The sequence below is a fragment of the Streptomyces sp. Tek67B01 genome (assembly GCF_055231995.1).
The window spans coordinates 5,154,192-5,175,570 of sequence record NZ_JBUYUY010000001.1 but is presented as its reverse complement, the minus strand read 5'-3'; the positions used below and the strand labels follow the sequence as shown (position 1 = coordinate 5,175,570).

20 protein-coding genes and 1 riboswitch are annotated in these 21,379 nt (G+C 73.4%); of the genes, 12 read left to right on the top strand and 8 right to left on the bottom strand.

Going from position 1 to position 21,379, the window contains the following annotated elements; genetic code table 11:
• Positions 1-177 precede the first annotated feature (177 nt).
• The 4 genes from ACV7NM_RS23245 to ACV7NM_RS23230 all read left to right on the top strand — a co-directional run bounded on the left by ACV7NM_RS23245 (position 178) and on the right by ACV7NM_RS23230 (position 5,653).
• Entirely contained in the window at positions 178-729 is a 552-nt protein-coding gene (locus ACV7NM_RS23245; RefSeq protein WP_463412082.1) for a beta-class carbonic anhydrase, read from the top strand.
• A gap of 156 nt (positions 730-885) precedes the next feature.
• A complete protein-coding gene (locus tag ACV7NM_RS23240) occupies positions 886-1,896 on the top strand; it encodes an AAA family ATPase (protein WP_463412081.1) in 1,011 nt (336 codons plus the stop codon).
• Entirely contained in the window at positions 1,896-3,254 is a 1,359-nt protein-coding gene (locus ACV7NM_RS23235) for a DUF58 domain-containing protein (protein ID WP_463412080.1), read from the top strand. Before ACV7NM_RS23240 ends, ACV7NM_RS23235 begins: the two co-directional genes overlap by 1 nt.
• The gene (locus tag ACV7NM_RS23230; RefSeq protein ID WP_463412079.1) at positions 3,251-5,653 is read left to right on the top strand and encodes a transglutaminase TgpA family protein; all 2,403 of its coding nucleotides are present in this window, start codon (positions 3,251-3,253) and stop codon (positions 5,651-5,653) included. Before ACV7NM_RS23235 ends, ACV7NM_RS23230 begins: the two co-directional genes overlap by 4 nt.
• A gap of 297 nt (positions 5,654-5,950) precedes the next feature.
• Here the strand turns inward: ACV7NM_RS23230 and ACV7NM_RS23225 are convergent, their stop codons facing one another.
• From ACV7NM_RS23225 to ACV7NM_RS23215, 3 genes are read right to left on the bottom strand one after another with little or no spacing between them, the layout of a single operon-like run.
• On the bottom strand, positions 5,951-6,583 hold the full coding sequence (locus ACV7NM_RS23225) for a TetR/AcrR family transcriptional regulator (RefSeq protein ID WP_190182138.1): 633 nt from the start codon (positions 6,581-6,583) through the stop codon (positions 5,951-5,953).
• A gap of 29 nt (positions 6,584-6,612) precedes the next feature.
• Positions 6,613-8,700, bottom strand: coding sequence for a YhgE/Pip family protein (locus ACV7NM_RS23220; protein ID WP_463412078.1), 2,088 nt, complete (start codon positions 8,698-8,700; stop codon positions 6,613-6,615).
• Positions 8,672-9,763, bottom strand: coding sequence for an ATP-binding cassette domain-containing protein (locus ACV7NM_RS23215; RefSeq protein WP_463412077.1), 1,092 nt, complete (start codon positions 9,761-9,763; stop codon positions 8,672-8,674). Before ACV7NM_RS23215 ends, ACV7NM_RS23220 begins: the two co-directional genes overlap by 29 nt.
• A gap of 217 nt (positions 9,764-9,980) precedes the next feature.
• On the opposite strand from ACV7NM_RS23215, the gene ACV7NM_RS23210 reads away from it, so the two are divergent.
• From ACV7NM_RS23210 to ACV7NM_RS23190, 5 genes are all read left to right on the top strand, one after another.
• Positions 9,981-10,478, top strand: a complete 498-nt coding sequence (locus tag ACV7NM_RS23210; protein WP_463412076.1) for an SAV_6107 family HEPN domain-containing protein — start codon at positions 9,981-9,983, stop codon at positions 10,476-10,478.
• A 98-nt stretch (positions 10,479-10,576) separates the two neighbouring features.
• Complete coding sequence (locus tag ACV7NM_RS23205; protein WP_463412075.1) at positions 10,577-11,335, top strand: methyltransferase; 759 nt, start codon at positions 10,577-10,579, stop codon at positions 11,333-11,335.
• 307 nt (positions 11,336-11,642) lie between these two features.
• Positions 11,643-12,044, top strand: coding sequence for a DUF3040 domain-containing protein (locus ACV7NM_RS23200; protein WP_463412074.1), 402 nt, complete (start codon positions 11,643-11,645; stop codon positions 12,042-12,044).
• A 95-nt stretch (positions 12,045-12,139) separates the two neighbouring features.
• On the top strand, positions 12,140-12,766 hold the full coding sequence (locus ACV7NM_RS23195) for a DUF4126 domain-containing protein (RefSeq protein WP_463412073.1): 627 nt from the start codon (positions 12,140-12,142) through the stop codon (positions 12,764-12,766).
• A gap of 44 nt (positions 12,767-12,810) precedes the next feature.
• Positions 12,811-14,208 carry a phytoene desaturase family protein gene (locus ACV7NM_RS23190; RefSeq protein ID WP_463412072.1) on the top strand — a complete coding sequence of 466 codons (1,398 nt, stop codon included), beginning with the start codon at positions 12,811-12,813 and terminating at the stop codon, positions 14,206-14,208.
• Positions 14,209-14,272: 64 nt separating this feature from the next.
• Here the strand turns inward: ACV7NM_RS23190 and ACV7NM_RS23185 are convergent, their stop codons facing one another.
• From ACV7NM_RS23185 to ACV7NM_RS23165, 5 genes are all read right to left on the bottom strand, one after another.
• The gene (locus tag ACV7NM_RS23185; protein ID WP_463412071.1) at positions 14,273-15,208 is read right to left on the bottom strand and encodes a hypothetical protein; all 936 of its coding nucleotides are present in this window, start codon (positions 15,206-15,208) and stop codon (positions 14,273-14,275) included.
• 50 nt (positions 15,209-15,258) lie between these two features.
• Positions 15,259-16,173, bottom strand: coding sequence for a methylenetetrahydrofolate reductase [NAD(P)H] (gene metF / locus ACV7NM_RS23180; protein WP_463412070.1), 915 nt, complete (start codon positions 16,171-16,173; stop codon positions 15,259-15,261).
• Positions 16,174-16,270: 97 nt separating this feature from the next.
• Entirely contained in the window at positions 16,271-16,903 is a 633-nt protein-coding gene (gene thiE, locus ACV7NM_RS23175) for a thiamine phosphate synthase (protein WP_463412069.1), read from the bottom strand.
• Between the two features lie 103 nt (positions 16,904-17,006).
• Entirely contained in the window at positions 17,007-17,372 is a 366-nt protein-coding gene (locus ACV7NM_RS23170) for an Rv2175c family DNA-binding protein (protein WP_136215209.1), read from the bottom strand.
• Between the two features lie 157 nt (positions 17,373-17,529).
• Positions 17,530-18,756, bottom strand: a complete 1,227-nt coding sequence (locus ACV7NM_RS23165; RefSeq protein ID WP_463412068.1) for an NAD(P)/FAD-dependent oxidoreductase — start codon at positions 18,754-18,756, stop codon at positions 17,530-17,532.
• Positions 18,757-18,847: 91 nt separating this feature from the next.
• A riboswitch (TPP riboswitch) is annotated at positions 18,848-18,960 on the top strand.
• Between ACV7NM_RS23165 and thiO the strand changes: the two genes are divergently transcribed.
• From thiO to ACV7NM_RS23150, 3 genes are all read left to right on the top strand, one after another.
• Positions 18,958-20,139: a glycine oxidase ThiO gene (gene thiO, locus ACV7NM_RS23160; RefSeq protein ID WP_463412067.1), complete on the top strand. Its 1,182-nt coding sequence runs from the start codon at positions 18,958-18,960 to the stop codon at positions 20,137-20,139. (Overlaps the previous riboswitch by 3 nt.)
• Positions 20,136-20,336: a sulfur carrier protein ThiS gene (thiS, locus tag ACV7NM_RS23155; RefSeq protein ID WP_136215206.1), complete on the top strand. Its 201-nt coding sequence runs from the start codon at positions 20,136-20,138 to the stop codon at positions 20,334-20,336. Before thiO ends, thiS begins: the two co-directional genes overlap by 4 nt.
• Positions 20,337-20,340: 4 nt before the next feature.
• Positions 20,341-21,135: a thiazole synthase gene (locus tag ACV7NM_RS23150; RefSeq protein WP_463412066.1), complete on the top strand. Its 795-nt coding sequence runs from the start codon at positions 20,341-20,343 to the stop codon at positions 21,133-21,135.
• Positions 21,136-21,379 lie beyond the last annotated feature (244 nt).

Sequence of the window (21,379 nt, the reverse complement as noted above, 5' to 3'; positions counted from 1 at the left end):
AACGAACCGCCCCGCGCGCCGTGCGCCCCGCTGTCGGCCAACCCGCAAAAGCCGCCAATCACCCCAACGGGCTACCCCGCCCCACCCCTGTGGATTAGCTCACAACAACTCCCGTTGACGTTCTTTGTCCGGCCTCACCCAGTGCCTCGACCGGCTGTGACCATTAACGTCGTACCCATGACGACTTCCGCATCGCTGCCCGCAGACCCGGCACGCCAGGCATCCGGCGGCCGCTCCGTCACCGACCGGCTGGTCGAGGCGAACCGGCGCTACGCCGCAGACTTCACCGACCCCGGCATGGACGCGCGTCCCGTACTGCAGGTCGCCGTCGTGGCTTGTATGGACGCCCGCCTCGACCTGCACAAGGCCCTCGGCCTGGAACTCGGCGACTGCCACACCATCCGCAACGCCGGCGGCGTGGTCACCGACGACACCATCCGCTCGCTCACCATCAGCCAGCGGGCGCTCGGCACCCGCACGGTGATACTGATCCACCACACCGGCTGCGGCCTCGAAAGCCTGACCGAGGACTTCCGGCACGAGCTGGAGGACGAGGTGGGCCAGCGTCCCGCCTGGGCCGTGGAGGCCTTCCGGGACGTGGACCAGGACGTCCGGCAGTCGATGCAGCGGGTCCGCACGAACCCCTTCCTGCCTTTCAAGGACGATGTGCGAGGCTTCGTCTTCGACGTACACACCGGGCTCCTGCGGGAGATCGATCCCGTCTCCTGAGTGACACGACGCCACAACGCCGTCAAGAATGCGGGGTGACGCCACCCGGGAGCCGTCGGGCCCGGCGTCCGCACCCCTGCGCGTTCGGGGGGTTTCGGGGTGGGCCGGTCATGCGCCAAGGGGCGTCGGCCCTGGGAAAGGGCCGAGGAGAACCAGGTGACCACGTACGACGATCGAGCGAGCCTCGCGGATCTGACCAGCACGGCGGAGCGGGTGCGCCATTCGGTCGAGAGCGTCATCGAGGGCAAGCCCGAGGTCGTCCGCCTCGCGCTGACCGTACTGCTCGCCGAAGGGCACCTGTTGATCGAGGACGTCCCGGGCGTGGGCAAGACGATGCTCGCCAAGGCGCTCGCCAAGTCCATCGACTGCTCGGTCCAGCGCATCCAGTTCACCCCGGACCTGCTGCCCTCCGACATCACCGGCGTCAGCATCTACGACCAGCAGCGCCACGAGTTCGAGTTCAAGCCGGGCGCGATCTTCGCGCAGATCGTCATCGGCGACGAGATCAACCGCGCTTCGCCGAAGACCCAGTCGGCGCTGCTGGAGTCGATGGAGGAGCGGCAGGTCACCACCGACGGCACCACCTACGCGCTGCCCACCCCCTTCATGGTCGTCGCCACCCAGAACCCGGTGGAGATGGAGGGGACCTACCCGCTGCCCGAGGCACAGCGCGACCGCTTCATGGCGCGCGTCTCGGTCGGCTACCCGAGCCGCGAGGCCGAGCTCCAGATGCTCGACGTGCACGGCGGGGCCTCCCCCCTCGACGACTTCCAGGCCGTCGCCCACGCCCACGACATCGTCAAACTGATCGACGCCGTCCGCGAGGTGTACGTGGCCGAGCCCGTCCGCCGGTACGTGGTCGACCTGGTCTCCGCCACCCGGGGCCACCCGGACCTGCGCCTGGGCGCCTCGCCCCGCGCCACCTTGCACCTGCTGCGCGCGGTGAAGGCGTCCGCCGCGCTGTCGGGGCGCGATTACGTCCTGCCCGACGACGTCCAGCAACTGGCCGGACCCGTCCTCGCGCACCGACTGCTGCCCACCGCGCAGGCCCAGCTGAACCGGCGCACCGCGGAACAGGTCGTCATCGACATCCTCCAGCGCACCCCCGTCCCCGCCGCGCACGCCCGCGGCGAGATGCCGCCCGGCGCGGGCATCCGGGGCTTCTGATGAGCGCCGGTGCCCCGCACGGCGCCGGCGGGACGGCCCAGGGCGCCGGCGGGTTGCGGGACTCGCTGTCCGGGCTCACCACCCGCGGCCGGTCCTTCCTCGCCGCCGGGGCCGCCGCCGCCGTGTGCGCCTACGTCCTGGGCCAGAGCGAACTGCTCCGGGTCGGGCTGCTGCTCGCCCTGCTGCCGCTGATCTGCGTCGCCGCCCTGCACCGCACCCGCTACCGGGTCTCCGGCAGCCGCCGGCTGACCCCGGCCCGGGTACCCGCCGGAGGCGAGGCCCGGGTGCGACTGAGCATGGACAACGTCTCCCGGATGCCCACCGGAGTGCTGATGCTCCAGGACCGGGTGCCGTACGTACTGGGGCCGCGGCCCCGTTTCGTGCTGGACCGGGTCGAGCCGGGAGGTCGCCGGGAGGTGTCCTACCGGGTCCGCTCCGACCTGCGCGGGCGCTACCCGCTGGGCCCGCTCCAACTGCGTCTGACCGACCCGTTCGGGATGGTCGAGCTGACCCGCTCCTTCAGCGCGTACGACACCCTGACCGTCATCCCGCGCACCGAGGCCCTGCCCCCGGTGCGGCTGAGCGGGGAGTCCTCCGGCTACGGCGACGGCAGCCGCCGCTCGCTGGCCCTGGCCGGCGACGACGACGTCATCCCGCGCACCTACCGGCGCGGCGACGACCTGCGCCGGGTGCACTGGCGATCCACCGCCCGCTACGGCGAACTGATGGTGCGTCGCGAGGAGCAGCCGCAGCGCAGCAAGGCCACCGTCCTGCTGGACACCCGACAGGGCGCGTACGAGGGCGCGGGACCCGATTCCGCCTTCGAGTGGGCCGTCTCGGGGGCCGCCTCCACCCTGCTGCACCTGCTGGAGCACGGCTTCTCCGTGCGGCTGGTGACCGACACGGGCGACTCGGTCCCCGGTGAGACGGGCGGCGGCTTCTCCTCCGGCTCCCAGGAGTCCGCCGAGGCGGCCGGGCTGATGATGGACGCCCTCGCGGTCGTCGGCCACTCCGACGGCGCGGGCCTCGGCCGCGCCTACGAGGCACTGCGCGGGGGCGGGGGCGGCTTCGCCGGGGCCGGCGCCGACGGGCTCCTCGTCGCCTTCTTCGGCGACCTGGACGACGCGCAGATCGAACTGGCGGCCCGGATGCGCCAACGCAGCGGGGGCGCGGTGGCGTACGTCTTGGACTCCGCGGTCTGGACCGGGCGGCCCTCGCGGGTGGAGGGAACACTGCGCCGACTGCGCGAAGCGGGCTGGACGGCGTTGGCCGCGCCGCCCCGGGCCGCCTTCGGCGAACTGTGGCGCCAGTCCGGTACCGCCACCCTCGGCACCACCGCCACGGGAGGCCGCGGATGAGCGGACAAGCACGGCTGACGCTCTTCGCACTGCTCGCGACGCTGCTCACCTCGTGGTCGCTGACGCCGTTGGTGGAGTCCCCCGGCTGGCTGGTGCAGGCGGCGGCGCTGCTGGCCGTACAGAGCCTGGTGGGCGCCGGCGCCCGGCGGGTACCGCTGGCCCGTGCGCTGACGGTCGGCGCGCAGTTCCTTGTGTCCCTGCTGCTCCTCGCGTTCCTGTTCGCGGGGAAGGCGGAGAACCCCGCAGGCGGGGTCCTGGGCTACCTGGTCACGGACTTCGGCTCGCTGTTCGGGCAGGGCGTGCGGGACGTCGGCGAGTTCGCCATACCGGCTCCGACGACCGACGGCATCCGGCTGCTGCTGCTGTCCGGGGTGCTGCTGATCGGGCTGTCGGTGGACCTGCTGGCCGTGACGGTGCGGTCCGCCGCCGCGGCCGGGCTTCCGCTGCTCGCGCTGTACTCGGTGGCCGCCGGGCTGTCGGCGGGCCGCGGGGGCGCCTGGCTCTCCTTCCTGCTGGCCGGCTGCGGCTACCTGTTGCTGCTGCTCTCGGAGAGCCGTGACCGGCTCGCCCAGTGGGGCCGGGTGTTCGGCGGGGCCGCCGCGGGGACCGGAGGCGTCGGGAGCGGCGGCGGTGGTCAGGCCGTGGCCCCGGTACGGACGGGGCGGCGGATCGGCGCGGTCGCGCTGGGTCTGGCGCTGGTCGTGCCGGTGGCGCTGCCCGCCATGGGCGGCGGGATGCTGGGGACCGGCGGCGACGGCGGCTCCGGCGGGGCGGGCGGCGGGACGATCTCGGCGGTGAACCCGCTGGTCTCCCTCCAGAGCAGCCTGAACGCGCAGGACAACCGGGTGGTGCTGCGCTACCGCACGGACAGCCCGCAGTTGTCCGAGCAGTACCTGCGCATCCTGGCGCTCGACGAGTTCGACGGGGTCAAGTGGGAGGCCTCCGGGCGGCCCCTGACGGATGTGCCGCCGCGGCTGCCGAACCCGCAGGGGCTCAGCGATCTGGAGATCCGGCGGAGCGCTTCCGAGGTGCGGACGACCGTCTCGGCGGCCGAGACGTACGCCCAGCGCTACCTGCCGATGCCCTACCCGGCGACCCAGGTGGACATCGGCGGCAAGTGGCGCTTCGAACCGGTCGGTCGGACCCTGGTCGGCGACCAGCTCGGCAAGGACACCTACCAGAACGTGCAGGGCGCGCAGTACACGGTCCGGAGCCTGCTGCTCCAGCCGACGGCGGAGCAACTGCGGCACGCGCCGCCGACCGACCCGCCGGTGATGAACGAGTACACCAAGCTGCCGGACAACCTTCCGGCGGTCGTCGGCGACACGGCCCGGCGGGTCACCCACGGCGCCAAGGACAACTACACGCGGGCCGTGATGCTCCAGGACTTCTTCGCGGTCAGCGGGGGGTTCCGCTACGACACGACGGTGTCCTCGGGTACGGGCTCACAGGCCATCGCCCGCTTCCTGAACGACAAGGAGGGCTTCTGCATCCACTTCTCGTTCTCGATGGCGGCGATGGCCCGCTCGCTGGGCATCCCGGCGCGGGTCGCGGTCGGTTTCACCCCGGGCACCAAGCAGTCGGACGGCAGCGTGAACGTGACGATGCGCGACGCGCACGCCTGGCCCGAGCTGTACTTCGAGGGCGCCGGCTGGACCCGGTTCGAGCCGACTCCCCGGTCCGGGATCTCGCTGCCGGACTACACCCACGCCGACACCCCGCAGACCCAGCCGTCCGCGCCGACCTCCCTGCCGTCACCGGACGCCTCGCAGCCGACGGCCGCGCCGTCGCGGTCCGACGCCTGCCCGCCGGACCTCAAGAAGCTCGGCGAGTGCGGGGCTCCGGTCCCCGGGCAGGACGCCGGAGCGGGTCCCGGCGGTGTGTCGGTCCTCGCCGTGCTGGGCTGGACGGCCGGTGGGCTGGCGCTGCTGTCGCTGCCCCTGCTTCCGCTGGTGTGGCGCAGGCGGCTGCGGGAGCGGCGGCTCGCCGGAAAGGACGCGCTGCCCGCTTGGCGGGAACTGGGAGACGCCGCCTGGGACGTGGGCATCACGCCGGACGAGGCACTGTCGCCCCGGCGGGCGGCCGGACGCATCGTCGCGCGAGGAGGGCTGGAGGGCGCGTCCGCCCAGGCGGTGCACCGGGTCGCGGGCGCGGTGGAGCGGGCGCTGTACGCCCCGCCGGGAACCGGGCCGTCGGACGAGGACACGGCGGGCGACGTCCTGGTGGCGCGGGCCGGGTTGCTGGCGGCGGTGTCCCGGGGCGCGCGCCTGCGGGCCCTGCTGCTGCCGCGTTCGGCCGCCCGGGTGGGCTGGGCGGTCTCGGCCCGGTGGTCGGCGTTCGTCCAGGCGCTCTCCGCCCGCCTGGCGGCGATCCGCCTCCCGCTGCGGGGGCGCGGCTGACGACCCGGTACGCGCCGCCGCGGCGGGGCTCGATCCCCCCGAGCCCCGCCGCGGCGGCCTACCCACCGGGTTCCCCCTCCCGGTGCCGGCCGAGGGCCCGGTCCCGCTCCGCGGCCCCGTGTCCGCGGTGCGGGCCGAGCGGCCCCGTCCGTCGCCCCCAGTCTGCTGTTCGCGCAGGTGGGAGCCCATCCGTACGCGTACTCATTTCGAGGCCCGGGGGCGTCTGGGTACGGATACTCAGTTCTACGCCGCCACCCCCGTCCGGCGGCACCGCCGACCGGGGGTCACCCGCGGGTGTCACCGGCTCCCGCTGACACGGCCCCGCAGCAGCAGGGACAGCGCCGAGTGCACGTCGTCCAGCGAGCGTTCGCTCTGGAAGGACTGCCAGTCCAGGGCGGCCACCAGCACCATGCCGACCATGGCCGCCGCCGTGAGCGGCACGTCGATCTCCGCGCTGAGTTCCCCGCGCTCCACGCCTTCGCGCAGCACGGTCTCCACCACGGCCACCGCCTCCCGGCGGACCACCATCAGGGTGGACTGCCACGCCCGGTTGGTGCGCCACAGCTCGGCCACGTACAGCTGGGTGAAGGCCGGGTAGCGGTCGATGAAGACCAGGCCGGCGCGGATCATCTCGTCCAGCGCCTCGACCCGGGTGCCGCCCCGGGCCTCGGTGGACTCCGCCGCTTCCCGCAGCGAGGCGGTCAGCAGCCCCACCCCGTGGCGCAGCAACTCCTCGAAGAGGTCCGTCTTGCTGGCGAAGTTGTAGTAGACGGTGCCCTTGGCAACGCCCGCCCGCTCGGCGATCTCATCGACCGTCGTCGCGGAGAAACCCTGCTCGGCGATGAGGGTGACGGCCGCTTCGTAGAGCTTCTGTCGGGTCGCCCGCCGTCGGCCGCTGCCGGTACCCGTACCGGTGCTGCTGCTTTCCATGGCGCTGATTCTCACAGGTCACCGGCTCCCTAGAGGCTCAGTTCGGGGTGCAGCCGGTCCATCGTCCACACCTGCTTGCCGCGGGCGGCGAGCGCGGTGAGGGCGAGCGCCCCGACCGTGAAGGCGGTCAGTACGGCGCAGCCCGTCCACACCGGCGTGAGGTCGCCGCCGGTGATCAGCCGGCGCAGGCCCTCGACGACGTACGACATCGGCAGCCAGGGGTGGATCGCGTTGAAGAAGCCGGGGCTGGTCTGGACGGGGTACGTGCCGCCCGCGGAGGTCAGCTGGAGCATCAGGAAGGCGAGGACCAGGATGCGTCCGGCCGCGCCGAACTTGGCGTTCAACCACTGGACGATCGCGGCGAAGCAGGCGGTCACCAGCGCCAGGAAGGCGATGGTCAGCGCCGGGCGGGACATCTCCAGGCCGAGGCCCCAGTGGAGCACGGACATCAGCGCGGCGACCTGCGCGACGCCGATTCCGGCCACCGGCAGCCAGCCCGCGAAGGCGATCCGCCACGGCGAGGCGCCGGTGGCCAGGGCCCGCTTGTTGAGGGGCGCGATCAGCATGTAGGCGACCATCGCGCCGACCCAGAGGGAGAGCGGGATGAAGTAGGGGGCGAAGCCGGTGCCGTAGTTGGGAGCCCGGTGCAGGGACTGGTTGGCGAGCCGGATCGGGTCGGCCATGACCTGGGTGCGGGCGTCGCGCGCCTGCTGGTCGTAGTCGGGGATCTTCCCGGCGCCGTCGTGCAGGCCGCCGGCCAGCTCACCGGTGCCGTCGACCAGCTTGTACATGCCGCCGTCGAGGGTGTGGGCGCCGTCCCCGAGCTTGCCGACGCCCTCGCCGAGGGCGCCGGAGCCGCCGGCGGCGGTGCCGAGGCCGGTGTGCAGCTTGGCCATGCCCGTGGCGACCTGGTGGGCGCCGTCGTTGAGGGCGTTGACCTTCGTGACGGCCGTTTCGAGGTCGGAGGAGAGGCCGGGGGCGGCCGCGACGAGCGCGTTGGCCTTCGTCTCCAGGTCGGCGAGTTGACCGCGCAGGGTGGTCAGGTCGCCCTTCGTGTCCTTGACGACGTCGTTCACGTCGCCGGCCAGCAGGGCGCCCTCGGCCGCGTCGTCCTTGATCCTCTTCAGGGTGGGGCAGGAGGCGAGGTGCGGCTCGGCGCCCGGGGTGACGCAGTGGTCGGTGTAGTAGGTGGCGGTGTCGGTGGCGACCCGCTTGGTGACGACCGCCGCGGCGGGGGCCTTCTCGGCGAACGTGCCGAGGTGGTTGTTGACCACCTTGGCGGTGTCGGCGACCAGGCGGGCGGTGTCGGCGAGGGACTTGGGGTCCTTGACGAAGGGGCGTGCCTTGGCGGCGGCGCCGTTGACCTGGTCGGCGACCGTCTGGGTGCCGTCGGCGACCTCTTTCGCACCGGTCTCCAGCTGACCGGCCGCGGAGTTCAGCTTCTTGAGGCCGCCGGTGAGTTCGCCGGACTTCTCCTTGGCCGTGTCGAGGCCTTCGGCGAGCTCCTTGGCGCCCTGCTGGGCCTTGCCGGCGCCGTCCTTGAGCTTGTCGGCCCCGTCGGCGGCCTCGGCGGTCTTGTCGTGCAGGTCGGAGAAGCTGACGAAGATCTTGTCGAGGAAACCCCGGGAGGCGTTGGTGGACGCCGCCGCGCGGACCTCGGAGAAGACCGTCTTCGAGATCGATCCGACGATGTAGTTGTTCGCGTCGTTGGTGCGCACCTGGAGGGCGCCGGTGGTGGGGTCCGCGCCGGAGCTGGAGGCGATCTTCGTGCTGAAGTCGGCGGGCATGGTCAGCGAGAGGTAGTACTTCCCGTGCTCCAGCCCCTTGGCCGCCTCGCCGGCGTTCACCTCGCGCCAGTCGAAGGTCTTGCTGGTGTGCAACTTCTTGGTGATCTCGTCGCCGGCGGCGATGCGCTTGCCGTCGACGGTGGCGCCCCGGTCGGCGTTGACGAGCGCGACGGGGATCTTGTCGAGGCGGCTGTACGGGTCCCAGAAGGAGCACAGGTACAGCGCGCCGTAGAGCAGGGGCAGGAGGAGCAGCGCGACGAGGGCGGCGGCGGGGAGCTTGCCCCGGCCGAAGCGCTTGAGCTCAAGCGCGGCGAGCTTGGGTGAGCGCATCGTCGGTCCCCTTCGTGTCGGCGTCGGCGGTGGCGGCGTCGGCGGTGTCTTCGTCGGCGTGGTGGTCGGTGGTGCCGTCGGCGTCGACGGCGGCCTTGGGCCGGGTGGGGCCGGTGTCGGCGGCGACGGGCGCGTCCTCTACGGGAGCGGCCTCGTCGGCCTTGGCCTTGGCCTTGGCCTTGGCCTTGGCCTTGGCCTTGGCGGCGCCCTCGACCTCGGCCTTGGCGGCGGTCTCGACCTCGGCCTTGGCGGCGGTCTCGGTCTCGGCCGGGTCCGCGGTGGGCTCGGCGCCCCAGGTGATCTTGGGGTCCCCGCCGGGTGGGGCGGCCCGGGTGGCGGGCGGCTCGGGCTGTTCCCGTGCCTCGCCCGCGACACCCAGGCGCAGGACCGTCACATCCGGGGGCGCCTCGCTGCACGCCGCGAGCACGGTGGTGCCGTGCTCGGCGAGCGAGCGGAGCAGGGCCCAGGCCTCGGCGCGTTCGGCGGCCGGGAGCTTGAGGTCGACGTCGTCGAGGGCCAGCAGCCGGGGGGCGGCCAAAAGGGCGATGGCCACCGAGAGTCGCAGCGACTCCAGCCGTTCGAGGTCGCGCACGGCGGTGCGCGGGCCCTTGGGCAGGGTGTCCAGGTCCAGTCCCGCGGCGGCGAGCGCCTCCTCCATCCGGGCCGAGCCGGAGAGCCGGCGCTCGCCGCGCGGGCGCAGCAGGGCTCGTACGGGGCCCTCGTAGCGGCGTTGGAGCAGGACGCCCTCCCGCAGTTGTTCGGCGACGGTGAGGGCGGGGTCGAGGTCGTTGACTCCGGGTACATGGGCGAGGGCGGAGATCCGGCGGACCGCGGCCATCTTCTTCGGCAGTCGGTGGCGGCCGATCTCGGCATGCCCCTCGGAGGGCTTCATCCGACCGGTGAGGGCGAGCAAGAGGCAGGTGCGGCCGCTGCCCGAGGGGCCGGCGATCGCGATGAGCGAGCCGGGCTCCGCGTCGATCGCCACTTCGCGGAACACCCAGCCGCGCGGGCCCTTGAGTCCGAAGCCCTCGGCCCTGACGGCCGCGCCTTGTGGGCTGTCCACGCCGTCCCCCTTCTTTTTGAACTGACCGGTCAGTTCAAAAACTACCAGGCTTAGTTGCCGTTCGCCTCCCGAGGGGTTCGAAATGGCCGACTTTCGGGCAAACGCGCAGGTCAGCGCGATTGTCAGTGGGGCACGTCACGATGGGAAGCAGGTGGCCGGGCGGTTGCCCGGCGCCATCCAGCGGTTCGCAGCAGTACGCATCGACAGGAGGTTCGTCATGGCCACACCGTCCCCGTCCCCTGTCCACCCCGTCCCGAGGAAGTCGGCGGCCCCACCGGCCGCCCTCGATCTGCTCGCCAAGGCCCACGACGGCCTGGCCGAGGCTGTCCGTCTACCCCGGCCCAACGAGCGGTACGCCACGGCCCACCTCGCCGCCCTGCGCGCGGCCGCGGCGGTGCTCGCCGCCCGCGGGAGGCCCGAGCCGGTGAACCCGCGGCGGCGGCCGCGCATCCGCAGCGCGTGGGAGGTACTGCCGGAGATGGCGCCGGAGCTGACGGAGTGGAGTGCGCTGTTCGCCTCCGGCGCCGCCCGTCGGGCCCGGGCGGAGGCGGGCATACCGGATGCGGCGACCGGCCGGGACGCCGACGACCTGGTCCGCGAGGTGGGCATGTTCCTGCGCCTGGTCGAGCGGATGCTGGCGCTGCGGCCGACGACCGCACCGGGTGACGGGCAGGGGCTGCCGCAACCCCGGTCGGAGCGTCCACAGGCGGGGTGACCTGCCCGGCTGCGGGAGGCAATAGGGTGGGGCCTGCACCGCTCACCCTCCCCCGGCCACCGCTGGGAGGTGCCCCCCAAGCCGAGGAGTCATCAGCCGTGTCGGACACTTCCCGCCCCCGCGCCTCGCTCCGCACCGCCGTGGTGTGGGAGGTCCTCAAGGAGGTCCTCGACCGCCGGGCGAAGGCGACCGGCCGGGACGTGCTGGACGTACTCGACACCGGCGGCGGCACCGGCAAGTTCGCCGTACCGGTGGCCCGGTTGGGCCACCGCGTCACCGTGGTCGACCCCAGCCCGAACGCGCTCTTCGGGCTGGAGCGCCGGGTCGCCGAGGCCGGCGTCGCCGACCTGGTGCGCGGTGTCCAGGGTGACGCGCAAGGCCTGCTCGACGTGGTCGAGCGCGACGCCTACGACGTCGTGCTCTGCCACGGCGTGCTGGAGTACGTGGACGACCCGGCCGAGGGCGTGGCCAACGCGGTCGCCGCCCTGCGCCCCGGCGGCGTCCTCAGCCTCCTCGCCGCCGGCCTCGGCGGAGCCGTGCTGGCCCGCGCGCTGGCCGGGCACTTCACCGAGGCCCGCACGGCCCTGACCGACCCGGCGGGCCGCTGGGGCGCGGGCGACCCCGTGCCGCGCCGCTTCACCGCCGAGCAGCTGGCCGAGGTCGTCGGTGGAGCCGGACTCGACGTCGGCTCGGTGCACGGCGTCCGGATCTTCGCCGACCTCGTGCCCGGGGTGCTGGTGGACACCGAACCGGGGGCGGTCGAGGCGCTGCTGCGCCTGGAGGAGGCCGCTGCCGAGCTGCCCGCCTTCCACGCGGTGGCCACGCAGTTGCACGTCCTGGGCGAGAAGCCCGCCTGATCTGCGAAGCTCCCGCGAGCGGGGTTCGCCGGACACCCTCCGAACGGGCCGCCGTCACCGTATGATCGAGTGCACCGGTCGGCATGGCGGACCGGTCATTGGGGAATAAACGCCTCAATGACCACGCCCGCCGCGGTGCGGTCTGGCGCTGCGCTTCTTCGAGGCGACGCCATTCCGGCAGTGCTTTTCCAGGCGGTGCTTTTTCGAACCTGGCGTAGAGGGCGGGTGTCACGGGGGCGATTCCCCGCCTATCCTGAGAGGGACCCCTGGTCGCTCCCCCCGCGACCGACGGATGAGGAGGACTCCCGTGCCGCTCTCGGAGCACGAGCAGCGAATGCTCGAGCAGATGGAGCGAGCGCTGTACGCCGAAGATCCCAAGTTCGCGACAGCGCTTGAGGGAAGCGGACTGCGTACGTACACCCGGCGACGGGTCTACCAGGCAGTCGCAGGCATTGTGGTGGGTATCGCGCTCCTCATGACCGGTGTGATCTGGCAGAGCGTGCTCTGGATCAGCGTGGTGGGATTCCTCGTCATGCTGGCCTGCACGGTCCTCGTGGTCACCGGTTGGCGCAGAGCACCCAAGCCTGGCGAGCAGCCCGTCTCCGACAGTGCAGGTGGTTCGGCCCGCGGGCAGAACCGGCAGCATCGGTCGATGATGACCCGCATCGAGGAACGGTGGCAGCGCCGCCGGGACGAACAGGGGCAATGATCGAACAGGGACAGTGATCCCGGATGACTTCGTGAGGGACGGCCGCCCGATGGCGACCGTCCCTCTCTCGTGCCACCCTGCGGCATGATGGCCCGATGACAGTCCTCCCCCTGGTCTTCACCAGCGGCTGGGCCAGCGGGATCAACGCCTACGCGGTGGTCCTCCTGCTCGGCGTCTTCGGCGCGACCGGGCTGAGCGACGACGTTCCGGCCTCCCTCCAACGCACCGACGTCCTGGTCGTCGCGGCCCTGCTCTTCCTCTGTGAGGCGGTGGCCGACAAGATCCCGTACGTGGACTCCGTGTGGGACTCCGTCCACACGGTGATCCGCCCGATCGCGGGGGCGGTGGTCGGCGCCCTGCTGGCGGGGCAGAGCGGCTCGCTCTCCCACATCGCGGCCGGCGCGATCGGCGGCTCCGCGGCACTGGCCAGCCACCTCGTCAAGGCGGGCACCCGCATGGCGGTCAACACCTCGCCGGAGCCCTTCAGCAACATCGTGCTCAGCACCGCCGAGGACCTCGGCGTGGCGGGCATCGTCACCTTCGCGATGTTCAACCCGCAGGCGGCGGCGATCATCGCCGCCGGGCTGCTCGCCGCCGGCCTGGCCGTGGTGATCTACCTCTGGACCCGCATCCGCCGCTTCCTGCGCCGCCGGGCCCAGCGCCGCGAGGAGAAGCGGTTGGCGGCCGAAAGCGGCCGGATCACCGGCGCCCCGCCCTACTGACCTCGGTCGATCCGCTCCCGGCGCCGCTCGGTAGGCTCCACCGCATGGCACGAATTGCGGTGATCGGCGCCGGCATGGGCGCGATGGCGACGGCGGCCCGGTTGGCCGTGGCGGGGCACCAGGTGACGGTGTACGAGCGCGGCTCCACCTACGGAGGCGCCCTCGGGCGCCACGAACGCGACGGCTTCGCCTTCGACACCGGGCCCGGGCTCTTGCACCTGCCCGCCGTCTACCGCGACCTATTCGTGAAGACCGGCAAGCGGCCCCTCGAACAGTGCGTCGAGCTGGTCCAGGTCGATCCGGCCGTGCGGCACGTACTGCCCGACGGCACGACGGTGACCTTGCCCAACGCCTCGCGCGGCGGCGCCGCCGCCGTCTTGGACCAGGTCTTCGGTCCCGGCGCCGGCGACCGCTGGAGCGATGTGCTCGGCCGCGCCCGGGACGCCTGGAACGCCACCCGGCGTCCGCTGCTGGAGGAGCCGCTGTGGCCCGACTGGCAGGTGCTCGGCGAGGACCCCTACCCCGCCCTGCGCAAGAGCGGCCTGCTGCGCCGCCGGCCTCCCACCCTCGCCGAAGTCGCCGCGCGCGAACTGGGTGGCCCGCTCGCGGAGCTGCTCGCCGAGCGGGTGCTCGCCCACGGACCGGACCCCGCGACCGCGCCCGCCTCCGCCGCGGTGCTGCCGTACATGGAGCAGACCTTCGGGAGCTGGTACGTACGCGGTGGTCTGCGGGCGCTGGCCACCGCCGTCCACGAGCGGTGCCGTGAGCGGAAGGTCGACTTCGTCTTCGGCGCCGCGGTACGGGAGGTCGTGGAGCGGGGCGGCCGGACCGCCGGGTTGCTGCTGGCCGACGGCGAGGCGGTCGAGGCCGACGCGGTGGTGTGCGGGGTGGACCCGAGGGCGCTGTCGATCCCGCTCGCGCCGGGTTCCACACCCGCCCGGAGCACGGATCTCAGCACCCGGTACACGCTGTTCCTGGCGCTGCGCGGGGCCCGCCCGGCGGATGCCGTGCACCGGACCCTGGCGGGGGGCGGCGTCACCGTGCTGCGCCCGGACGACCCGGCCGCGGTGCCCGACGCGGAGCACGAGGCCGTCACCGTACAGGCCGTCGTGGGCCCCGGTGCGGCGCCGTCGGCCGAGGAACTGCTGTCGGCTGCCGACCGCGCCGTGCCGGGGCTGCGGGAGCGGCTGTTGTGGCACGAGGCGCGCACGCCGGCCGACATCGCCCAAGCCACGGGGGCGGTGGACGGCGCGGTCCCGGCGCCCGCGCTGGCGGGGGCCGGCGGGCGGTTGCTCTACCCCGCCAACACCACCGCCCTGCCCGGCCTGTACCTCGCCGGCGGCTGGGCACACCCGGGCGGCGGCCTCCCGCACGCCGGGATGACCGGCGCGCTGGTGGCGGGCCTGATCGTGGAGGGCGCCGACTTCCGCGGCTCGCGCTAGCGCGCCTGCCCGGGAACCGCCCCCGAAGCGGCCCTGGAACGGCCCAGGGAGCGCCCTCGGGGGCTCAGTAGCGGTATTGACCGTACTCGCCGGGGTCGCCCTGGTAGGGGTAGCCCTGCGGCTGTTGAGGGGGCTGCTGGTCCTCCGACGGGTAGGGCTGGGCGGCGTCCCGCTGCTGCGGGACCCAGACCCCGCCGGGCGGGGTGTCCGTGGAGTACTGCTGCCGGCCGTAGTCGCCGTAGGCGGTGTAGTCGTACTCCTGCGCCGGGGCGACCCCGCCGCCGGTGCCGATGTACGGGTCCGAGTAGGCGGCGTAGACCTGCTGTTGGGCTCCCGGGTAGCCGGCGGAGTAGTCGTAGCCGCCCTGGCCCTGCGGGTCGTAGTAGGCCGCGAACTGGTGGGCGTCCTGCTCGGCCGTGGTGAACGGCGGGGCGAAGTCGGCCGTCCCGGCGGGGTGTTCGGAGTACCCCCACGACTGGGGGGCGCCCTGCGGGGCCTCGGGGGCGAGACTCTGTATCCCGTAGGAGCCGGTCTCCTCGGGCACGGGCTGCGGGGTGAAGACGTCCTCGTCCCCCGCGTCCGGCCCGTCGAGGTCCCCGGCGCGGCGCCCGGACGACGCCTCGTATTCCGGCGGGTCGTGCTCGGCGCCGTATTCCAGCGCCGTCACCTCCAGCGCGGGTTCCTGACGCGGCGGTCGCGGAGCGCCGCCGCTGCGGCGCCGTCCGCCCTTGCGCACGGGCTCCCCGCCCCGGCGCAACGCCCAACCGGCGACGAAGCCCTTGCGGAAGGAGAGCGTGACCAGGGTCTGGCCCACCGCGAACGCGCTCGCGCCGACCGCGATGACCAGCACCGACGGCAGCACCACCCCGGCTACCACGCCGACGAACCCCGCGAAGGCGAGCAGGCGCCAGCGGAGCCGGGCCTTGTACTGCATCAGGACCTCGGCAAGCAGCCACAACGCGACGAAACCGAACGCGATGTAGAGGACCGTCATTCCCATGCATGGCCCCTCTCGTACGGCAGACCGCGCGGGAAACGGGGGCCGGCCGATCAGGCCCGCTGGTGCAGACCCAGGTTTTCGTAGATCTCGAGAGTCGCCGTGGAATTGTTCAGCGTGATGAAGTGCAGCCCCGGGACACCCTCGGACAGCAGCCGCGCGCAGAACTCCGTTGCGAACTCGATGCCAATGGAGCGTACAGCGGCCGCGTCGTCCTTGACCGCGAGCATGCGGTCTTTTACCGCCTCGGGGAAGACGGCGTTGCTGAGTTGTGGCAGTCGGTCGAGCTGCTTGATCCCCACAACAGGCATGACCTCGGGGATGATCGGGGTCTCGCAGCCCGCCTTCTGGACGCTGTCGCGCAGCCTCAGATAATTCTCCGGGTCGAAGAACATCTGCGTGATGGCGTAGTCCGCGCCCGCACGGCACTTGTCCACGAAGTGCCGGATGTCCGTGTCCCAATCCTCGGAGCGGGGGTGCATCTCGGGGAAGGCCGCGACGCCCACGCAGAAGTCGCCGGACTCCTTGAGCAGGCGTACGAGGTCGGCGGCGTAGTCCACGCCCTCCGGGTGCTTGACCCAGCGACCCATGGGGTCGCCCGGCGGGTCACCGCGCAGCGCAAGCATGTTGCGGATTCCCGCGTCCGCGAACTGCCCGATGACGTGGCGCAGCTCCGCGACGGAGTGGTCCACGGCGGTGAGGTGGGCGACGGGGGTCAAGGTGGTGTTCGCGGCGATCTGCTCGGTGGCGCGGACGGTGCCGCCGCGGGTCGAGCCGCCGGCCCCGTACGTGACGGAGACGAAGCTGGGGGCCACCGCTTCGATCCGGCGCAGGGCGTTCCAGAGGTTGCGCTCGCCCTTCTCGGTCTTGGGGGCCCAGAACTCGAACGAGTACGAGCTCCCGGACGCGAGGAGGTCGCGGACCGTGTGTGCACGGTCCGACCAGGTGGAAGCGGTACCAAGGGCCATACGGGCAGGTTAGACGGGGGTGCGCCCGGGCCGTAGCGCGGTCCGCCCATTGGACAGCTTTTTGGACACTCCCCGCCGGGCGGGGGTCAGCGGCCGGTCACACGCGCTCGCGGATCCGCTTGGCGAGTTCGTTGGCGGCGGCGCCGGGGTCGCTCGCCTCGGTGATGGCGCGCACGACCACGATCCGGGTGGCGCCGGCGTCGAGCACCTCGTCCAGGTTGCCGGCGTCGATGCCGCCGATCGCGAACCAGGGGCGGCCTTGGCGCAGGGAGGCGGCGTACCGGACCAGGTCGAGGCCCGGGGCGTAGCGGCCGGGCTTGGTGGGGGTGGGCCAGCAGGGGCCGGTGCAGAAGTAGTCCACGCCGGGCTCGGCGACGGCCGCGTCGACCTCGGATTCGGCGTGGCAGGAGCGGCCGACGACGATCCCCCGGCCGAGGATGGCGCGGGCGGCGGGGACGGGGATGTCGCCCTGGCCGAGGTGGAGGACGTCGGAGCCGATGGCGTGCGCGACGTCGGCCCGGTCGTTGACGGCGAGCAGCTTGCCGTGGCGGCGCGCCGCGTCGGCGAAGACCCGCAGGTGTTCGAGCTCCTCGCCGGCCTCCATGCCCTTGTCGCGGAGCTGGACGATGTCCACGCCGCCCGCCAGGGCGGCGTCGAGGAACTCGGGGAGGTCGCCCTGCCGCTTGCGGGCGTCCGTGCACAGGTAGAGCCGGGCGTCGGACAGCAGCATGGGTGTACCCCCGTTGGTGATGGCGGTGTACGGGCCGCGGGCGGCCCGTACACCGTGTGGATCGGTACGTGGCGATCAGTACGTCACGTGGTGCGCGGGTTCGTCAGAGGGCGAGCGCCTGAGCGCGGCGCTTCACCTCCGTGCCACGATTCTCGCTCAGCGCCTGGGCGGGGGTGCCGGGGAGGGTCGGGTCGGGGGTGAACATCCACTCCAGGATCTCCTCGTCGGAGAAACCGTCGTCGCGGAGCACGGTCAGCAGACCGGTGAGGCCCTTGACGATCTTGTCGCCGTCGATGAAGGGGGCGGGAACCTGGAGGGAGCGGTTCTCGCCGCGGCGCACCGCGAGCAGCTGACCTTCCTTGACCAGCTGGCGGACCCGGGTCACTTCGATGTCGAGCATCTCGGCGATGTCGGGGAGGTAGAGCCAGGCGGGGACAAGGGCATCGATCTTTGCGTCAATCTCGGTCACGGGCACAAGCCTGCCATCTCGGACTCGCCGCCGGTACCTGGACCACCCCGTCCGGGTTCCGCCCCGACCGCGCCGGGGCCCGACCGGCGTTCGAGGGCCGGCCCGGACGGAGCGCCCGGCGCCGCCGGGACAGGACGGCGTCCGGGTCCGGCCGGCGTCAGGCCGACGCCGACTTCAGCGGGATCTCGGGGTCCGAGACCGCGACCGGCGAGAGCGCCGTGCCGGCCTCGATCAGCCGGCGCCCCTGCGCCAGGTCCCGCGGCCGCCCCACCGCCAGGATCGCCACCAGCGCCCCGCCCCGCAGCCAGCACACCGACCACGACGCCCCGGCCGGATCGCCGCGCCACACCATTTCGTGCGCCCCGCCGTGGTGCCCCGCGTACTGCACGAACCGCCCGAACTGCTCCGACCAGAAGTACGGCACCGGATCGTAGGGGCCGCTCTCCACCGCCTCCCCCGCGACGACGTTCGCCGCGACCACCCTCGGCCCTTGGAGCGCGTTGTCCCAGTGGTGGACCAGCAGCCGCTCCCCGTACCGCGCCGACGGGAAGGACGCGCAGTCCCCCACCGCGTACACGCCCGGCACGGAGGTCCGCAGGCGGGCGTCCGCGGTGACCGAGCCGTCCGGGCCCAGCTCGACCCCGGACCCCGCCAGCCAGTCGGTGGCGGGCCGGGCGCCGATGCCGACGACCACCGCGCCCGCTTCGAGCGTCCGCCCGTCCGCCAGGTGGACCCGGCCCTCCTCCACGGAGGCCACCCGCGCCCCGGTCAGCAGCTCCGCGCCCGCCTCCGCGTACCAGTTCCCCATCGGCTCCGCGACCTCCGCCGGCACGGCCCCCGCCAGCACCCGCTCCGCCGCCTCGACCACCGTGACCTCGCAACCCGCCTCCCGGGCCGCCGTCGCGAACTCCGCGCCGATCCACCCGGCCCCGACCACCACCACGGGCGGCGCCTGCGCGAGCACCGGCCGCAGCCGGGCCGCGTCGTCCAGCGTGCGCAGCAGGTGCACGCCGGGGACCCCGTCCGAGCCCGGCAGGGTCAGCGGGCGCGCTCCCGTCGCCAGTACGAGGACGTCGTAGGGGACGGGGCCCGCCTCGGTGTCCACTTCGCGGGCGTCGGCCCGTAGCCCGGTGACCTCGACACCGAGGCGCAGTCCGATGCCGAGGGCCTCGAAGTCCACGTCGAAGGCGGAGTCCTCGGCCTTGCCGAGCAGCACCGCCTTGGAGAGCGGGGGCCGGTCGTAGGGCTGGTGGGGTTCGGCTCCCAGGAGGGTCACAGGGCCGGTGAAGCCCTGTTCCCGGAGGGCGACCGCGGTCTGCACCCCGGCCATTCCGGCACCGACGATGACGACACCGCTCTGAGTCTGTTCCGTCTGCTCGCTCACGCCGCCCACCCTAATCACCTGATGGGCCATCAGGAACAGAGCCGAGGATGGCAGCCTTACCCGGCATGCGCGGCGGGGTTAGTCTGGCCACCGTACCTATCGCGGGAGTCCGGACGTACCGGGCTGAGAGGGAGGCTGGCCGGCCTCCGACCGTACGAACCTGATCCGGGTCATGCCGGCGAAGGGAGGGGCTGGACGCCCATGCACTCATCTCGGAGTCATTCCCCGAAGGGATTCGACGTCCTCGTCATCGGGGGCGGCATCATCGGCCTGGTCACCGCCTGGCGCGCCGCCCGGCGCGGGCTGTGCACCGTACTGGCCGACCCGGCGCCCGGCGGCGGCGCCGCCCAGGTCGCGGCCGGCATGCTCGCCGCCGTCACCGAGCTGCACTACGGCGAGGAGACCCTGCTCGGGCTCAACCTCGCCTCCGCCGCCCGCTACCCGGAGTTCGCAGCCGAACTCGCCGAGGCGAGCGGCGGCATGGACATCGGCTACCGCACCTGCGGCACCCTGGCCGTCGCGCTCGATGCCGACGACCGCCTCCACCTGCGCGAACTGCACGCCCTCCAGCGCCGCTGCGGCCTGGACTCGCAGTGGCTGACCGGCCGCGAATGCCGCCGCCTGGAGTCCATGCTGGCGCCGGGCGTACGCGGCGGCCTGCGCGTCGACGGTGACCACCAGGTGGATCCGCGCCGGCTTACGGCCGCGCTGCTGGCCGCCTGCGAACGCGCCGGGGTCACCGTGCGCCGGGCGGGCGCGGCCCGGCTCCTCGTCGCGGGCGACCGGGCCGCCGGGGCGCTGCTCGACGACGGTACGGAGCTCCGCGCCGGCCAGACGGTCCTGGCGGCGGGCTCGCTCTCGGGACGGTTGCCCGGGGTGCCGCCGGAGGTGGCGGTACCGGTGCGGCCGGTGAAGGGGCAGGTACTGCGGCTGACGGTGCCGGCCGCGTACGGGCCCTTCCTGTCCCGGACCGTACGGGCGGTCGTGCGCGGCAGCCACGTCTACCTCGTGCCGCGCGAGAACGGCGAACTCGTCGTCGGCGCGACCAGCGAGGAGCTGGGCTGGGACACCACCGTCACCGCCGGCGGGGTCTACGAGCTGCTGCGCGACGCCCACGAGCTGGTGCCCGGCATCACCGAACTGCCGCTGACCGAGACCCGGGCCGGGCTGCGGCCCGGCTCCCCCGACAACGCCCCGCTGCTGGGCCCGACCGTGCTGCCCGGACTGCACCTGGCCACGGGCCACTACCGCAACGGGGTGCTGCTGACCCCGCTCACCGGCGACGTGATGGCGGAGCTGCTGGCCACCGGAACGGTGCCGGAGATCGCCCGCCCCTTCACCCCGCGCCGCTTCACCGAGGCACGTCAGGAGTCGTACGCATGACCATCTCCGTCAACGGCGAGCCGCGCGAGATCGCGGCCGGCACCACGCTCGACGCGGTGGTCGCCACCTTGACCGCGGCCCCCAAGGGCGTCGCCGCGGCCCTCAACGAGACGGTCGTACCGCGCGGACAGTGGCCGCACACCCCGGTGGACGACGGCGACCGGGTCGAGGTCCTGACCGCGGTACAGGGAGGCTGACCGCATGGTGGACGACGTTTTCACCCTCGGCGGACGGACCTTCTCCTCCCGCCTGATCATGGGCACGGGCGGCGCCCCGAGCCTGGACGTGCTGGAGCGCGCGCTGGTCGCGTCCGGTACGGAGCTGACCACCGTGGCCATGCGCCGCCTGAATCCGACGGTGCAGGGCTCCGTGCTGTCCGTCCTGGACCGGCTCGGCATCGCGGTCCTGCCGAACACGGCGGGCTGCTTCACGGCGGGCGAGGCCGTGCTGACGGCGCGCCTCGCGCGGGAGGCGCTGGGCACCGACTGGATCAAGCTGGAGGTCGTAGCGGACGAACGCACCCTGCTGCCGGACGGCGTCGAGCTGTTGGACGCCGCCGAGATCCTGGTCGACGACGGGTTCACGGTGCTGCCGTACACGAACGACGACCCGGTGCTGGCGCGGAAGCTGGAGGACGTCGGCTGCGCGGCGATCATGCCGCTGGGCTCGCCGATCGGTTCGGGGATGGGCATCCGCAACCCGCACAACTTCGAGCTGATCACGGAGCGGGCGGGCGTGCCGGTGATCTTGGACGCGGGGGCCGGTACGGCGTCGGACGCGGCGCTGGCGATGGAGCTGGGCTGCGCCGGGGTGATGCTGGCCTCGGCGGTCACCCGGGCCCAGGCGCCGGTGCTGATGGCGGCGGCCATGCGGGACGCCGTCACGGCGGGCCGCCTCGCGTACCGCGCGGGGCGCATCCCGCAGCGCCGCTTCGCGGAGGCCTCCTCCCCCACGGAGGGCCGCGCCACCCTCGACCCGGAACGCCCGGCGTTCTGACCCGCGCCCCGGCTCCGCGCACGGCGGGCGGGACCGGACCACCCGGCCCCGCCCGCCGCCCAAGACCCGGACGGGCCACCGACACCCGCGCTTGAGACGCCGGAGCCGGGGCGGAGGCCAGGCACATCCAGCCCCGCCGGCGCTTGAGGCTCGACTCATGGCGCCGCCGGGCAAACGCGGCCTCGCCGGCGCTTGAGGCACGGACCGGGGGCGGAGCCCGGCACATCAGGCGCCGCCCGGCAGA

Bases quoted from the DNA above. Each gene is read 5' to 3' on its own strand.
- metF (WP_463412070.1), bottom strand. From the start codon at position 16,173: ATGGCCCTTGGTACCGCTTCCACCTGGTCGGACCGTGCACACACGGTC.
- ACV7NM_RS23190 (WP_463412072.1), top strand. From the start codon at position 12,811: ATGGCACGAATTGCGGTGATCGGCGCCGGCATGGGCGCGATGGCGACG.
- ACV7NM_RS23225 (WP_190182138.1), bottom strand. From the start codon at position 6,583: ATGGAAAGCAGCAGCACCGGTACGGGTACCGGCAGCGGCCGACGGCGG.
- ACV7NM_RS23185 (WP_463412071.1), bottom strand. From the start codon at position 15,208: ATGGGAATGACGGTCCTCTACATCGCGTTCGGTTTCGTCGCGTTGTGG.
- ACV7NM_RS23195 (WP_463412073.1), top strand. From the start codon at position 12,140: ATGACAGTCCTCCCCCTGGTCTTCACCAGCGGCTGGGCCAGCGGGATC.
- ACV7NM_RS23210 (WP_463412076.1), top strand. From the start codon at position 9,981: ATGGCCACACCGTCCCCGTCCCCTGTCCACCCCGTCCCGAGGAAGTCG.
- thiS (WP_136215206.1), top strand. From the start codon at position 20,136: ATGACCATCTCCGTCAACGGCGAGCCGCGCGAGATCGCGGCCGGCACC.
- ACV7NM_RS23235 (WP_463412080.1), top strand. From the start codon at position 1,896: ATGAGCGCCGGTGCCCCGCACGGCGCCGGCGGGACGGCCCAGGGCGCC.
- ACV7NM_RS23150 (WP_463412066.1), top strand. From the start codon at position 20,341: ATGGTGGACGACGTTTTCACCCTCGGCGGACGGACCTTCTCCTCCCGC.
- thiE (WP_463412069.1), bottom strand. From the start codon at position 16,903: ATGCTGCTGTCCGACGCCCGGCTCTACCTGTGCACGGACGCCCGCAAG.
- ACV7NM_RS23220 (WP_463412078.1), bottom strand. From the start codon at position 8,700: ATGCGCTCACCCAAGCTCGCCGCGCTTGAGCTCAAGCGCTTCGGCCGG.
- ACV7NM_RS23245 (WP_463412082.1), top strand. From the start codon at position 178: ATGACGACTTCCGCATCGCTGCCCGCAGACCCGGCACGCCAGGCATCC.
- ACV7NM_RS23230 (WP_463412079.1), top strand. From the start codon at position 3,251: ATGAGCGGACAAGCACGGCTGACGCTCTTCGCACTGCTCGCGACGCTG.
- thiO (WP_463412067.1), top strand. From the start codon at position 18,958: ATGCACTCATCTCGGAGTCATTCCCCGAAGGGATTCGACGTCCTCGTC.